Raw genomic sequence first — 13,588 nt, forward strand, 5'->3', positions numbered from 1 at the left:
GACAAGGTGCTGCAGATGCTAATTATCCCCGCTATCGACCTCAAGGACGGCGCCTGCGTACGCCTGCGCCAGGGCCGCATGGAAGATTCCACGGTGTTCTCCGATGACCCGGTGAGCATGGCCGCCAAGTGGGTCGAGGGCGGCTGCCGTCGCCTGCACCTTGTCGACCTCAATGGCGCCTTCGAAGGTCAGCCGGTCAATGGCGAAGTGGTAACCGCCATCGCCAGGCGCTACCCGAACCTGCCGATCCAGATCGGCGGTGGCATTCGCTCGCTGGAAACCATCGAGCACTACGTGAAAGCGGGCGTCAGCTACGTGATCATCGGCACCAAGGCCGTGAAGGATCCGCAGTTCGTCACCGACGCCTGCAAGGCCTTCCCGGGCAAGGTCATCGTCGGCCTGGACGCCAAGGATGGCTTCGTCGCCACCGATGGCTGGGCGGAAGTCAGCAGCGTGCAGGCCACCGACCTGGCCAAGCGTTTCGAGGCAGACGGTGTGTCGGCCATCGTTTATACCGATATCGCCAAAGACGGCATGATGCAGGGCTGCAACGTCGAAGCCACCGCCGCCCTGGCTGCCGCCAGCCGCATCCCGGTGATCGCTTCCGGCGGCATCCACAACCTGGGCGATATCGAGAAGCTGCTGCTGGCTCGTTCGCCTGGCATCGTCGGCGCCATCACCGGCCGCGCGATCTACGAAGGCACTCTGGACGTGGCGCAAGCGCAGGCGTTCTGCGACAACTTCAAGGTTTGAACCGTAGGGCGGGTAACACCCGCCGTAACTGACGCAATCTATATCGGTGGGTTGCACCCACCCTACGGGAGCTCCGTATGGCATTGGCTAAACGCATCATCCCCTGCCTCGACGTGGACAACGGCCGCGTGGTCAAGGGCGTCAAGTTCGAGAACATTCGCGATGCCGGCGATCCGGTGGAGATCGCCCGTCGTTACGACGAGCAGGGTGCCGACGAGATCACCTTTCTGGATATCACCGCCAGCGTCGATGGCCGCGATACCACGCTGTACACCGTCGAGCGCATGGCCAGCCAGGTGTTCATCCCGCTAACCGTGGGCGGTGGGGTGCGCAGCGTGGCGGATATCCGCAACCTGCTCAACGCCGGTGCCGACAAGGTGTCGATCAACACCGCAGCGGTGTTCACCCCCGAGTTCGTCGGCGAAGCCGCCTCGCGCTTCGGCTCGCAGTGCATCGTTGTCGCCATCGATGCCAAGAAGGTGTCCGGCCCGGGCGAAGCGCCGCGCTGGGAAATCTTCACCCACGGCGGCCGCAAGCCGACCGGCCTCGATGCCGTGCAGTGGGCGATGAAAATGGAACGCCTGGGCGCCGGCGAGATCCTGCTCACCAGCATGGATCAGGACGGCGTGAAGAGCGGCTACGACCTGGGCGTGACCCGTGCCATCAGCGAAGCGGTGGGCATCCCGGTAATCGCCTCCGGCGGCGTCGGCAACCTGCAGCACTTGGCCGACGGCATCATCGAAGGCAAGGCCGCCGCCGTGCTGGCGGCGAGTATCTTCCACTTCGGCGAGTACACCGTACCCGAAGCTAAAGCCTACATGGCCAGCCGCGGTATCGTGGTGCGCTGAGCCGCGCCTCGTCAGCGGTGCGCCCAATCTGGTGCAATTGGCCTTTGGGGTGCCCGCTAATGGCGCTAAGCTAGCACCCGTGTGACAAGCATCGGGTCAAGCCAAAGCGTCTAGCTTGCTATTTTTGCCCGAACGTCCGGTCACGCCGGGCGCTACCTTTCCGGCCGCCCGTCAACGCATTGAATGACAGGTAGTCCAGTACATGTGCAAACGTCTGTGGTTGGCAGCGGCAGGAGCCCTGCTTGTGATGGCGTCGGTGGCGCGCGCCGAAATCGACCCGAACTACAACGTGGTGTTGCTGACGGAAAACTTCCCGCCCTACAACATGGCGATCAACGGCAAGAACTTCGCCCAGGAAGACAACATCGACGGGATCGCCGTCGACGTGGTGCGCGAAATGTTCAAGCGCGCCGGCATCAAGTACAGCCTGACCCTGCGTTTTCCCTGGGATCGCATCTACAAGCTCGCACTGGAAAAGCCCGACTACGGTGTGTTCGTGACCGCGCGGCTGCCCGAGCGCGAGGCGCTGTTCAAGTGGGTCGGCCCCATCGGCCCGGACGACTGGGTGCTGCTGGCGCGCGGCGACAGCAAGTTGGTGGTCAACAACCTGCAGCAGGCCAAGCAGTACCGCATTGGCGCCTACAAGGGGGATGCCATCGCCGAGCACCTCGAGAAGCAAGGCTTGCAGCCGGTGACCTCGCTGCGCGACCAGGAAAACGCCAAGAAGCTGATGGCGGGGCAGATCGACCTGTGGGCCACTGGTGATCCAGCGGGCCGCTACCTGGCGCGCCAGGAAGGTGTCAGCGGCTTGAAGACTGTGCTGCGTTTCAACAGCGCGCAGCTCTATCTGGCACTGAACAAGGAGGTGCCTGACGAGGTGGTACAGAAGCTGCAGTCGGAATTGGACAAGATGCGCGCTGAGGGGATCGTCGACAGTATCCTCAACAGCTATCTTTAGCCCTGAACGTTTGATGGGCACGCCAAGGTACTGAGGGGCGCCGGCGTGGCGATGATTCGGCGTTCATACTGGCGTGCCTTGCGCGCGGCAGCCATTGCCAGGACGGTGGTGGTGCGACGTTCGGCAGGAGGCCGCCAAGCATAATCATAACCACGTGGCGGGGAACGACTGATGTTGAGCACTTTGAAGACCATTGCACTGCTCGGGCTGGGTTTCATGGCCTTTACGGCCAGGGCCGAACTGCCCGCCGACTACAAGATGGTGCTGCTGACCGAGAACTTCCCGCCGTTCAACATGGCGGTCGATGACAAGAACTTCGCCCGTGACGACGGCATCGATGGCATCAACGCCGAGATCGTGCGCGAGATGTTCAAACGTGCCGGCATCAAGTACAGCCTGACCCTGCGCTTCCCCTGGGATCGCCTCTACAAGCTGACCCAGGACAAACCCAACTACGGGCTGTTTTCCACCACCTTCACTCCCGAGCGTCAGCCGCTGTTCAAGTGGGTTGGCCCGCTGGCCAAGACCGGCTGGGTGCTGCTTGCCGCGCCAGGCAGCAACCTCACCGTTAAAAGCCTCAAGGATGCCGGGCAGTACACCATCGGCGCGTACAAGAACGACGCGGTGAGCCAGCACCTGGAAAGCCAGGGCCTGGCGCCGGTCAACGCGCTGCGCGATCAGGAAAACGTCAAGAAGCTCACCAGCGGCAAGATCGACCTATGGGCCACTACCGACCCGGTCGGCCGTTACCTGGCCAAGCAGGAAGGCGTCACCGGGCTCAATACCGTGCTGCGTTTCAACGAGGCGGAGCTGTATCTGGCACTCAACAAGGACACTCCGGACGAGGTGGTACAGCGCCTGCAGAAGGCCCTCGATGAGATGCGCAGCGAAGGCTTCCTCGACGAGATGACCAACAACTACCTGTAACAATGCAGGCAACAAAGCCCGGCACCAAGCTGGGTTTATGTTCGCCCGCTCCCCTAAGAGCGGGCATTTCAATCAGCTAATAAAAAGCCCCGGCGCAGTTGCCTGCGCCGGGGCTTTCTGTTTGCCGCCGAGGATCAGTCGGCGCGGGTGACGTTCAGGCCCTTGAGCAGGTTCAGCGCCTGGCTCAACTGGTAGTCGTCGTCCTGCGGGCGGGCCGGCTTGCCGGGGGCGCTCTGAGTCGGGCGATCGGCGCCGCCGTTGCCGTTGCCCAAGTGGCCCTGCAGATCGGCTTCCTTGAGGCTCGGGTCGTCGCTCTCGCGAGTCAGCTTGGCGCGCGCCACTTCCACGTCCGGGACGATGCCCTGGGCCTGGATCGAGCGGCCATTGGGCGTGAAGTACAGCGCGGTGGTGAGCTTCAGGGCACGGTCATTGTTCAGGGGCAGCACGGTCTGCACCGAACCCTTGCCGAAGCTGTCGGTGCCCATGACGATGCCACGCTTGTGATCCTGCAGGGCGCCGGCGACGATCTCCGAGGCCGAGGCGCTGCCACCATTGATCAGCACCACCAGCGGCACGCCTTCGCTGGCGTCCAGCGGGTCGGCGGAGAAGCGCAGCTCCGAGTTGGGCAGGCGGCCCTTGGTGTAGACGATTAGCCCCTTCTTGAGGAAGTGGTCGGCCACTTCCACGGCCGACTGCAGCACGCCGCCCGGGTTGTTGCGCAGGTCGAGTATCAGGCCGCTGAGCTTCTTGCCGTTTTCCTTGCGCAGCTTGTTCAGTGCCTTGCCGACTTCCTCACCGGTATTGACCTGGAACTGGGTAACGCGGATGTAGCCGTAGCCCGGATCGATCATTTGGCTGCGCACGCTGGCGACCTTGATCACCGCGCGGGTCAGCTCGACGTCGAACGGCTTGCCGCCTTCACGCACCAGGGTCAGGACGATCTTGCTGCCGGCCTTGCCGCGCATCCTCTCCACGGCTTCCATCATCGACTGGCCCTTGGTGGGCTTGCCGTCGATCTTGACGATCAGGTCGCCGGGGTGGATGCCGGCCTTGGAAGCCGGGGTGTCATCGATGGGTGACACCACCTTGATGAAGCCGTCTTCGGTGCCGACTTCGATGCCCAGGCCGCCGAACTCGCCGCTGGTGCTTTCCTGCAACTCGGCGAAGGCTTTCGGGTCGAGGTAGGCCGAATGCGGGTCTAGGTTGCTGAGCATGCCCTTGATGGCGTTCTCCAGCAGTTCCTTGTCGGTGACCGGCTCGACGTAGGCGGCCTTGATGCGGTCCATCACCTCGGCGAAGGTGCGCAGCTCGTCCAGCGGCAGCGGGGCTGCTTTTTGGTCGGCGGCCGGCGGCGGGGTGATCGGAGCTTGGTCGGCATGCAGCACAGGTGCGCCACCGAGCAGGGCAATCGCCAGGGCCAGGGAGGTGAGGCGGGACAGATGCGGCATTCGAACTAACTCCTACGACAATGAGATGGCGCTTATCCTTGCGCCCGACACCATTGGGCCGGATCGCTGGCGCGGCCCTGCTGGCGAATCGCGAAATACAGTGCTGGGGTGTCCTGGCCGCCGCTGGTACCGACGGTGGCGATGGGTTCCCCGGCCTTGACGATGTCTCCGGCGTCCTTGAGCAGGCTTTGGTTGTGCCCGTACAGGGTCAGGTAACCATTGCCATGGTCGAGAATGACCAGAAGCCCGGAACCGCGCAACCAGTCTGCAAAAACTACCCGACCACCATGCACGGCGCGTACCTGACTGCCGGCGGCGGCGCCGATCAGCACGCCGTCCCACTTAGTCCGAGCGTCTTCGCCCCGCGGGGTTCCATATCTTGCAACAAGTCGGCCATTGACCGGCCACGGCAGCTTGCCCTTGGCGCTGGCGAACGGGCCGCCGTAAGTGGCGCCGGAGCTGACCAGCGGCCCGCTTTCGGTGCGCTTGCCGGTGGCCGATGGGGTGCTGGGCTTCTCGCGAGCGGCGGCCAGTTCGCGCTGGCGCTGGGCCTCGGCTGCACGGGCCTGGCGGGCGAGGGTTTCCTCGATGGTCTTGAGCACACGGCCAAGTTCGGCCTGCTCCTGCTCGCGGGCCTTGAGGCGCTGATCGCGGGCGCTGAAATCCTTGTTCAGCTTGGCCAGGGCCAGCTGACGTTCCTTGCGTACTTCGGCCAGCTTGGCGCTGCGGCTGTCCAGCTCGCTTTTCTGCGCTTGCAGCTGCTCCTGATGATGGCTGATGTCCTTCTCGACGTTGGCCAACTGGCGCAGCGTTTCGTTGAAGGCGGTCAGTTGGGCCATGCGCGCTTCGGCGAGGTAATCGTAGTAGGTCAGGGTGCGGGAGAATTTCTCCGGGTTCTGCTGGTTCAGGAGCAGCTTGATGTACTCCTGACGCCCGCCCTGATAGGCCGCACGGGCCTGGATACCGATCAGTCGTTGCTGTTCAAGGCGCGCGCCCTGGAGTTTTTTTTTCTCCTGATCGAGGCGCTTGAGCTCTTCTTCGCTCTCCTGCAGCTCTTCGCGCAGGCCCTTGACCTGGTTCTCCAGCTCGCCCATTTCGGTTTCGGTGGTCTTGAGCTGCTTCTGCACGCCGGATTTTTCCTGCTGCAGTTGTTCCAGCAGTTTCTTCAGTTCGGCGACATCGGCACGCGCCGCCTCCAGCTGCTTCTGCGTTTCGGCTTTCTGATCGGCGAAAGCCGGTGCCAGCAGGCTGGTCATGAGGATGAAAGTGAGGACACGGAGCATGGTGCAGGCGGTACCTGGCGGGGAACGCGCCTAGTATGCCCTTGGCGCGGGTTAAAAAGAACGCCTTGGCTCGCGATTGCGACCCAAAGCGTGCCACGGTCGACCGATGGCCGATAACGTCAGTTGAGGGTGACGATACTGGTGCCGGTCATTTCCTTGGGAACCGGCATGCCCATCAGGGTCAGCAGGGTGGGTGCCACGTCGGCCAGCACGCCGCCTTCGCGGATGCTCACGTCACGCTTGCCGACATAGATGAACGGCACCGGCTCACAGGTGTGTGCGGTGTGTGCCTGGCCGGTGCATTCGTCCTGCATCTGCTCGACGTTGCCGTGGTCGGCGGTGATCAGCGCTTCGCCACCGACCTTGTCCAGCGCCTCGACGATGCGACCGACGCAGGTGTCCAGGCATTCAACCGCCGCAACTGCCGCCTCGAATACGCCGGTGTGGCCAACCATGTCGCCGTTGGCGTAGTTGACCACGATCACATCGAAGCGCTGGTTTTCGATGGCGTCGACGATCTTGTCGGTCACCTCGGGGGCGTTCATCTGCGGTTGCAGGTCGTAGGTGGCGACGTTCGGCGAGGGAATCAGGATGCGTTCTTCACCGGGGAACGGCTCTTCACGACCACCGGAGAAGAAGAAGGTCACGTGGGCGTACTTCTCGGTCTCGGCGATGCGCAGCTGGGTCTTGCCGTTGTTGGCTAGGTACTCGCCGAGCACGTTGGTCAGGGCCTCGGGCTTGAAGGCGCTGGGCGTGTCGATGCTCGCCGCGTACTGGGTGAGCATGATGAAGCCTGCGGTCTGCGGTACCCGGGCGCGTTCGAAGGCATCGAAGCCTGGCTCGACGAAGGCGCGGGTCAGCTCGCGGGCGCGGTCGGCGCGGAAGTTCATGAACACTACGGCGTCGCCGTCTTCGACCGGCGCCGGCTCACCGATGCGGGTGGCTTTGACGAACTCGTCGCTCTCGTCACGAGCATAGGCGGCTTGCAGGCCAGCCAGGGCCGTGTCCGCCTGGAACTGGCTCTGGCCATCGACGATCAGGTTGTAGGCCTGGGCCACGCGGTCCCAGCGGTTGTCGCGGTCCATGGCGAAGTAGCGGCCGATCAATGAGGCGATGCGGCCCTTGCCGAGCTTGGCGAAGGTGGCGTCGAGCAGCTCGATGGAACTCTGGGCGCTTTTCGGCGCGGTATCGCGACCGTCGAGAAAGGCGTGCAGGTAGATTTTGTCGGCACCGCGGCGTGCGGCCAGTTCGGCCATTGCCACGAGGTGATCCTGGTGGCTGTGTACGCCGCCGTCGGACAGCAGGCCTAGGATATGCACTGCCTTGCCGGCGCCAACTGCTTTGTCTACAGCACCAGTGATCGCCGGATTCTCGAAGAACTCACCGTCACGGATCGCCTTGGTCACCCGGGTGAAGTCCTGATACACCACGCGGCCCGCGCCGAGGTTCATGTGGCCTACCTCGGAGTTGCCCATCTGCCCGTCCGGCAGACCGACGTCCATACCGCTGCCGGAGATCAGCCCATGGGGCTGGGTGGCACGCAGGTGATCGTAGACCGGCGTGTTGGCGGCGAAAATGGCGTTGTGCTCGGGCGTGTCGCTGTGGCCGAAGCCGTCGAGAATGACCAGAACCAGGGGTTTGGGCGCTGCGCTCATACGGGGCTCGCTCTTCTTGGGACGCTATGAAGGCCGGCAGCGAGCGCGTGCTCGCCTGCGGCGATCCGGGGGCGGTCGCCCCGGGAGGCGACCCACTGAAATCGGTCAGACATTCTACGGCCCCGGAAAGATCCCGTCACCGCCGTGCGGCCTTTGGTGGACTGACCTTGCTGTGTATACTGGCCGGCATTTTACCGCCCCGGAACCGCGTGATGCTTGCCAACCTCATTGAATTCGCTACCAACCACTTCATCCTCGCTGGCCTGTTCGTCATCATTCTTGCGCTGCTGATCTTCACCGAAATGAGCAAGGGCGGCAAAAGCCTGAGCAGCCGCGAAGTGACAGCGCTGATCAACCGCGACGAAGGCGTGGTGGTCGATATCCGCAGCAAGAAGGATTTCGATACCGGCCACATCGTCGGTGCCCTGAACATCCCTTACGACAAGCTGGCCTCGCGCCTAGCTGAGTTGGAAAAGCACAAGGCCAAGACCATCATCGTCGTCGATGCCCTGGGCCAGCAGGCCGGCACCGCCGCCCGTGAACTGCAGAAAGCCGGTTTCACCGCCGCGCGCCTGGGCGGCGGCATCGCCACCTGGCGTGGCGACAACCTGCCTGTGGTGAAGTGACATGGCCCAGGTCGTCATCTACTCCAGCGACTGGTGCCCGTTCTGCATCCGCGCCAAGCAGCTGCTGACCAGTAAAAGCGTGTCGTTCGACGAGATCCGTGTCGACGGCAAACCCGACGTGCGCGCCGAGATGACGCGCAAGGCCGGCCGCACCTCGGTGCCGCAGATATGGATCGGTGAGACCCATGTGGGCGGTTGCGACGATCTGTTTGCCCTGGAGCGGGCCGGCAAGCTCGACGCACTGCTCAACGCCTGATTTCCCTTTAAGTCCTACAGCAGAAGGCTTTGCCCCATGACCGAACAAGCTAACGGCGCCGCCCAAGGCGAACAGACTCCTCAGTTCTCCCTGCAGCGCATCTACGTGCGTGACCTGTCCTTCGAAGCGCCGAAGAGCCCCGAGATCTTCCGCCAGGAGTGGACGCCGAGCGTCTCGATGGACCTCAACACCCGTCAGAAAGCCCTGGAAGGCGACTTCCACGAAGTGGTGCTGACCCTGTCGGTGACCGTGAAGAATGGTGAAGAAACCGCCTTCATCGCCGAAGTGCAGCAGGCCGGCATCTTCCTGATCAAGGGCCTGGACGCCGCTTCCATGAGCCACACCCTGGGCGCGTTCTGCCCGAACATCCTGTTCCCGTATGCCCGCGAGACCCTGGATAGCCTGGTGGTGCGCGGCTCGTTCCCGGCGCTGATGCTGGCCCCGGTGAACTTCGACGCCCTGTACGCCCAGGAGCTGCAGCGTCAGCAGGCTAACTGAGTTATCGGTTGCTGCAAAAAAACGCCCTTCGGGGCGTTTTTTATTGGCTGAGATTCGTAGCCTGCGGTTGAGCGAATCGATACCCAGGGATGGTGTTGTGCCTATCGCTGTGATCGACGCCAGTCTACGAAGCACCGTCAGTCCATGGCGAAGCCGTGCTGGCGCCAGGCTTCGTAGACGGCTACTGCCACGGTGTTGGACAGGTTCAGGCTGCGGCAGCCTTCGCGCATCGGCAGGCGCACGCGTTGCGATTCGGGCAGGGCATCACGAATCTCGGCCGGCAGGCCGCGGCTCTCCGGGCCGAACAGAAAGGCATCGCCCGGCTGGTAGGCCACTTCATGGAAAGGCTGCGAGCCCTTGGTGGTGAAGGCGAACACCCGCGGCTGGCCGAGGCTTTCCAGGCAGGCCTCCAGGCTAGCGTGGCGCTTGAGCGGCGCGTATTCGTGGTAGTCGAGCCCGGCACGGCGCAGGCGCTTGTCGTCCAGTTCGAAACCCAGCGGCTCGACCAGGTGCAGGTGGCAGCCGCTGTTGGCGCAAAGCCTGATAACGTTGCCGGTGTTGGGCGGAATTTCCGGTTGAAAAAGGATTACATGAAACATGCACGGCTCCAGGCCAGAAGACGGGCGCCATTCTACGCCGGATAAGCCGCCAAGGCCGCGTCCCTGGGTGCGGGTGATCGGCTCGCTGGCGATCTTCGGTTTCCTGGTCGGCCTGATGATCGGCCGGCTGTTCCACCCGGATGCCATGCACCTCAAGGACATCGTCGTTCAGGACGACCGCCTGCTGCTATGGTTCAACGTCGAGCCGCACGTGCAGGTCAGCGACGCTCACGGCACCTTTGCACTGCGTTTCGAAGGGCTGGGCCGCGAGCGCCAGGGCCAGCTGCAGATCGCCGGGCGCGCCGCCAACTGGCGCGTGGTGCGTTATGGGCGTGAGCTGGAAGTGCGGGTGGTGGCGGCTCGGCCGCTGCACGCCGAGATGGACACTGAAGAGGTCGAGGGCCGCTGGCGCCTGACGGTTCGTCTGGCGCCGCGTTAGGAAGAAAAGAGGGAGTTCCCGGCCTGCCTGTACCAGGGCTCCCGAAGAAAAAAGGGATTATCTGATCTGCCTGTATCAGAGTCCCCGAAGAAAGAAGGGAGGTCCCGGCCTGCCTGTACCGAGGCTCCCAAAGAAAGAGGGGAATCCCCGGCCTGCCTGTACCAAGGTCCCCGAAACTGGGTTGTCAGTACCAGTGCAGGTGGCGTGCCAGTTTTCGTGAATTCGTTGCAGGGCACGTGGATGCTGGGCTTTAGCGGTAATTGCCAGGTTTTTATCCGCCTGGTGCCGCTTCGCGAATGTTCCGCTCGGGTGCATGAATGCACCTGCCGTGCGCTGATGGCGTGCATTCTTGGGTTGTCGGAGATACGAAGCCTGCCCGCAGATAGATGTGGGAGCGCGCCATGCGCGCGAAAGCGATGGTATCGACAATGCAGGTCTTGATGAGCTAGTCCAGGCTTATATCGGCGGCGTCTGCATCGCGGGCATGGACTAGGCGTCCCCGCCCGCTCCCACAAAGCCTAGCCTCACATCACTCATACTCAGCGCGGTAGCTCGGGCCGAGCGCAGCGACACTTGGGGCTTTCTGGTATCGCGTTGCAGTGGGTAGGAAGGTGCGGGCCGCGTAGGTGAAACCCATCGGTATTGCGGGACATTCGCGATGTTGCCAAACCGATACCCATAAAAAACGCCGTGCCCTGTTCGGGGCGCGGCGTTCTTGTCTTTGCAGGTACGGCTTAGTTGTCGTCGCTGTCGTCGTCTTCGGAGCCGTCGACGTTCATGCCCAGCTCCTTGATCTTGCGGGTCAGGGTGTTGCGACCCCAGCCCAGTAGCAGGGCGGCGTCACGGCGGCGACCGGCGGTGTGCTTGAGGGCGGTCTCGATCATGATCCGTTCGAAGGCCGGCACGGCGCTATCGAGCAGGTTCGACTGGCCGCGGCCCAGGGCCTGGTCGGCCCACTGGCGCAGCGCCTGCTCCCAGTTGCTGACCGGCGCGTTGTCCTGAGGCTGCACCAGCAGCTCCGGCGGCAGGTCGTCGACATGCACTTCGCGCCCCGAGGCCATCACGGTGATCCACCGGCAGGTGTTCTCCAACTGGCGCACGTTGCCGGGCCACTGCAGCTGCTGCAGGTAATCCTCGGTTTCGCTTTTCAGCAATTTGGGCTCGACTGCCAGCTCGGTGGCTGCGCGGGCGAGGAAGTGGCGGGCCAGAGTGGGGATGTCTTCGCGGCGATCCGACAGCCGGGGGATATGGATGCGGATCACGTTGAGGCGGTGGAACAGGTCTTCGCGAAACTTGCCGGCGGTGACCAGGCTTTCCAGGTTCTGGTGGGTGGCGGCGATGATGCGCACATCCACCTTGACCGGCGTATGACCGCCCACGCGGTAGAACTCACCGTCGGCCAGCACGCGCAGCAGCCGGGTCTGGGTGTCGGCCGGCATGTCGCCGATCTCGTCGAGGAACAGGGTGCCGCCGTCGGCCTGCTCGAAGCGCCCGCGACGCTGGTTGGCCGCGCCGGTGAAGGCGCCTTTCTCGTGGCCGAATAGCTCGGATTCCATCAGGTCCTTGGGGATAGCCGCCATGTTCAGCGCGATGAACGGCGAAGCGGCGCGCGGGCTGTGGCGGTGCAGGGCATGGGCGACCAGCTCTTTACCGGTACCCGACTCACCATTGATCAGCACGGTGATGTTGGAGTGGCTCAAGCGGCCGATGGCACGGAACACCTCCTGCATCGCCGGCGCTTCACCGATGATTTCCGGGGTACGCGCCTGGGCGGCCGGCACGTGCAGGCCCTGCTGCTCCTTGGCGTGTTGGTTGGCACGTTTTACCAGCGACACCGCCTCGTCGACGTCGAACGGCTTGGGCAGGTATTCGAAGGCGCCACCCTGGTAGGACGCCACGGCGCTGTCCAGGTCCGAGTGGGCGGTCATGATGATCACCGGCAGGCGCGGATGCATTTCGCGGATGCTCGACAGCAGCTCAAGGCCGCTGGAGCCGGGCATGCGGATATCGGAAATGATCACGTCCGGCTGTTGACGCGAGAGGCGGCCCAGCACGCCATCGGCGCTGTCGAAACTCTGGGTGCTCATGCCTTCCTGTTGCAGGGCCTTTTCCAGGACCCAGCGGATGGAGCGGTCGTCGTCAACGATCCATACGGTTTCACTTCGGCTCATGTCGGCGTTGCTCCTTGTTCCAGCGGCAGAAAGATCGAGAACACGGTTTGCCCGGGGTGGCTCTCGCATTCGATCAGGCCTTGATGCTGACTGATGATGTTCTGGGTAATCGCCAGGCCCAGCCCGGTGCCGTCGGCACGCCCGCTGACCATGGGATAGAAGATGGTTTCCTGCAGCTCTGGCGGAATGCCCGGGCCGTTGTCGATGATCTCGATCTTGGTCACCAGGCGGTGGCGGATGTAGCCGATGGTGAACTGTCGCAGGGTGCGCGTGCGCAGGGTGATGCGGCCGGGACGCAGCTCGGGTTTGGCGGCCAGCGCCTGCATGGCATTACGCACGATGTTGAGCACCGCCTGGATCATCTGCTCGCGGTCGACGATCAGGTCGGGGATGCTTGGGTCGTAATCGCGCACCAGCACCACGCTGCCCTGGCTTTCCGCTTCCACCAGGCTGGCGACGCGCTCGAGCACCTCATGCACGTTGGTGATTGCCAGGGACGGCAGTTTGTTGGAGCCGAGCATGCGGTCGACCAGGTTACGCAGGCGGTCGGACTCCTCGATGATCACGTTGGTGTAATCCTTGAGGCTCTCTTCGGGCAACTCGCGGGCCAGCAGCTGGGCAGCTCCACGAATGCCGCCCAGGGGGTTCTTGATCTCGTGGGCCAGGCCGCGCACCAGTAGCTTGGTGGTTTCCTGCTTGGACAGTTGAGCCTCTTCCTTGGTGATGCGCAGCAGCCGGTCGCGCGGGTGCACTTCGAGCAGCAGCAGGGTTTCACCGCGGCTGAGTACCGGCGTCACGGCGTAGTCGACGGTCAGGCTCTGGCCAGTCTGGGTGGTTAGCACCGCCTCGCGCTTGTTGAACGGGTGGGCTTCGGCCACCGCCTGTCTCAAGGCGCCGAGGGCTTCGCGGGTTTCGGTGAACAGTTCGCTGATGAACTGGCCATGGCTGCGTTGGCCGCTGACCGCCAGAAGCATCTCCGCGGCGGGGTTCATGTATTCCAGGCGCAGGTCGGCGTTGAGCAGCAGCGTCGCTGTGGTCAGATTGTCGAGCAGCAGGCGATGCAGCGAGTCGTTGATGATCATCGCTCTGCGCCCGCCAGCGTGCAGCTTGCTTGGAGCACGGCCATG

At 63.6% G+C, this 13,588-nt stretch carries 14 protein-coding genes; 8 read left to right on the forward strand and 6 right to left on the reverse strand.

Annotated features, from left to right (window positions below):
* Positions 1 to 15 precede the first annotated feature (15 nt).
* The 4 genes from hisA to FB481_RS07055 all read left to right on the forward strand — a co-directional run bounded on the left by hisA (position 16) and on the right by FB481_RS07055 (position 3,486).
* On the forward strand, positions 16 to 753 hold the full coding sequence (gene hisA, locus FB481_RS07040) for a 1-(5-phosphoribosyl)-5-[(5-phosphoribosylamino)methylideneamino]imidazole-4-carboxamide isomerase (RefSeq protein WP_147175652.1): 738 nt from the start codon (positions 16 to 18) through the stop codon (positions 751 to 753).
* 77 nt (positions 754 to 830) lie between these two features.
* On the forward strand, positions 831 to 1,601 hold the full coding sequence (hisF, locus tag FB481_RS07045; protein ID WP_147175653.1) for an imidazole glycerol phosphate synthase subunit HisF: 771 nt from the start codon (positions 831 to 833) through the stop codon (positions 1,599 to 1,601).
* A 202-nt stretch (positions 1,602 to 1,803) separates the two neighbouring features.
* A complete protein-coding gene (locus FB481_RS07050) occupies positions 1,804 to 2,559 on the forward strand; it encodes an ABC transporter substrate-binding protein (protein ID WP_147175654.1) in 756 nt (251 codons plus the stop codon).
* Positions 2,560 to 2,730: 171 nt separating this feature from the next.
* Positions 2,731 to 3,486: an ABC transporter substrate-binding protein gene (locus FB481_RS07055; protein WP_027903746.1), complete on the forward strand. Its 756-nt coding sequence runs from the start codon at positions 2,731 to 2,733 to the stop codon at positions 3,484 to 3,486.
* A gap of 134 nt (positions 3,487 to 3,620) precedes the next feature.
* Here the strand turns inward: FB481_RS07055 and FB481_RS07060 are convergent, their stop codons facing one another.
* From FB481_RS07060 to gpmI, 3 genes are all read right to left on the reverse strand, one after another.
* Positions 3,621 to 4,934: a S41 family peptidase gene (locus FB481_RS07060; RefSeq protein ID WP_027908699.1), complete on the reverse strand. Its 1,314-nt coding sequence runs from the start codon at positions 4,932 to 4,934 to the stop codon at positions 3,621 to 3,623.
* Positions 4,935 to 4,966: 32 nt separating this feature from the next.
* Entirely contained in the window at positions 4,967 to 6,217 is a 1,251-nt protein-coding gene (locus tag FB481_RS07065; RefSeq protein ID WP_093500066.1) for a murein hydrolase activator EnvC, read from the reverse strand.
* Between the two features lie 119 nt (positions 6,218 to 6,336).
* The gene (gene gpmI, locus FB481_RS07070; protein WP_147175655.1) at positions 6,337 to 7,872 is read right to left on the reverse strand and encodes a 2,3-bisphosphoglycerate-independent phosphoglycerate mutase; all 1,536 of its coding nucleotides are present in this window, start codon (positions 7,870 to 7,872) and stop codon (positions 6,337 to 6,339) included.
* Between the two features lie 212 nt (positions 7,873 to 8,084).
* On the opposite strand from gpmI, the gene FB481_RS07075 reads away from it, so the two are divergent.
* From FB481_RS07075 to secB, 3 genes are read left to right on the forward strand one after another with little or no spacing between them, the layout of a single operon-like run.
* A complete protein-coding gene (locus FB481_RS07075; protein ID WP_013792984.1) occupies positions 8,085 to 8,498 on the forward strand; it encodes a rhodanese-like domain-containing protein in 414 nt (137 codons plus the stop codon).
* Between the two features lies 1 nt (position 8,499).
* A complete protein-coding gene (grxC, locus tag FB481_RS07080; protein ID WP_093500062.1) occupies positions 8,500 to 8,754 on the forward strand; it encodes a glutaredoxin 3 in 255 nt (84 codons plus the stop codon).
* A gap of 36 nt (positions 8,755 to 8,790) precedes the next feature.
* The gene (gene secB / locus FB481_RS07085; RefSeq protein ID WP_013792982.1) at positions 8,791 to 9,252 is read left to right on the forward strand and encodes a protein-export chaperone SecB; all 462 of its coding nucleotides are present in this window, start codon (positions 8,791 to 8,793) and stop codon (positions 9,250 to 9,252) included.
* A 137-nt stretch (positions 9,253 to 9,389) separates the two neighbouring features.
* Here secB and trmL read toward each other — a convergent pair whose 3' ends face one another.
* Positions 9,390 to 9,851, reverse strand: a complete 462-nt coding sequence (trmL, locus tag FB481_RS07090) for a tRNA (uridine(34)/cytosine(34)/5-carboxymethylaminomethyluridine(34)-2'-O)-methyltransferase TrmL (RefSeq protein WP_147175656.1) — start codon at positions 9,849 to 9,851, stop codon at positions 9,390 to 9,392.
* Here trmL and FB481_RS07095 point away from each other — a divergent pair.
* Positions 9,850 to 10,290, forward strand: a complete 441-nt coding sequence (locus FB481_RS07095; protein WP_147175657.1) for a hypothetical protein — start codon at positions 9,850 to 9,852, stop codon at positions 10,288 to 10,290. The genes trmL and FB481_RS07095 overlap by 2 nt on opposite strands.
* Before the next feature lie 734 nt (positions 10,291 to 11,024).
* Here the strand turns inward: FB481_RS07095 and ntrC are convergent.
* Both ntrC and glnL read right to left on the reverse strand, forming a co-directional pair.
* Positions 11,025 to 12,461: a nitrogen regulation protein NR(I) gene (gene ntrC, locus FB481_RS07100; RefSeq protein WP_093500057.1), complete on the reverse strand. Its 1,437-nt coding sequence runs from the start codon at positions 12,459 to 12,461 to the stop codon at positions 11,025 to 11,027.
* Entirely contained in the window at positions 12,458 to 13,543 is a 1,086-nt protein-coding gene (gene glnL, locus FB481_RS07105) for a nitrogen regulation protein NR(II) (RefSeq protein ID WP_013792978.1), read from the reverse strand. Before glnL ends, ntrC begins: the two co-directional genes overlap by 4 nt.
* Positions 13,544 to 13,588: the final 45 nt, after the last annotated feature.

The organism is Pseudomonas sp. AG1028 (assembly GCF_007993955.1).
GTDB lineage: Bacteria > Pseudomonadota > Gammaproteobacteria > Pseudomonadales > Pseudomonadaceae > Aquipseudomonas > Aquipseudomonas straminea.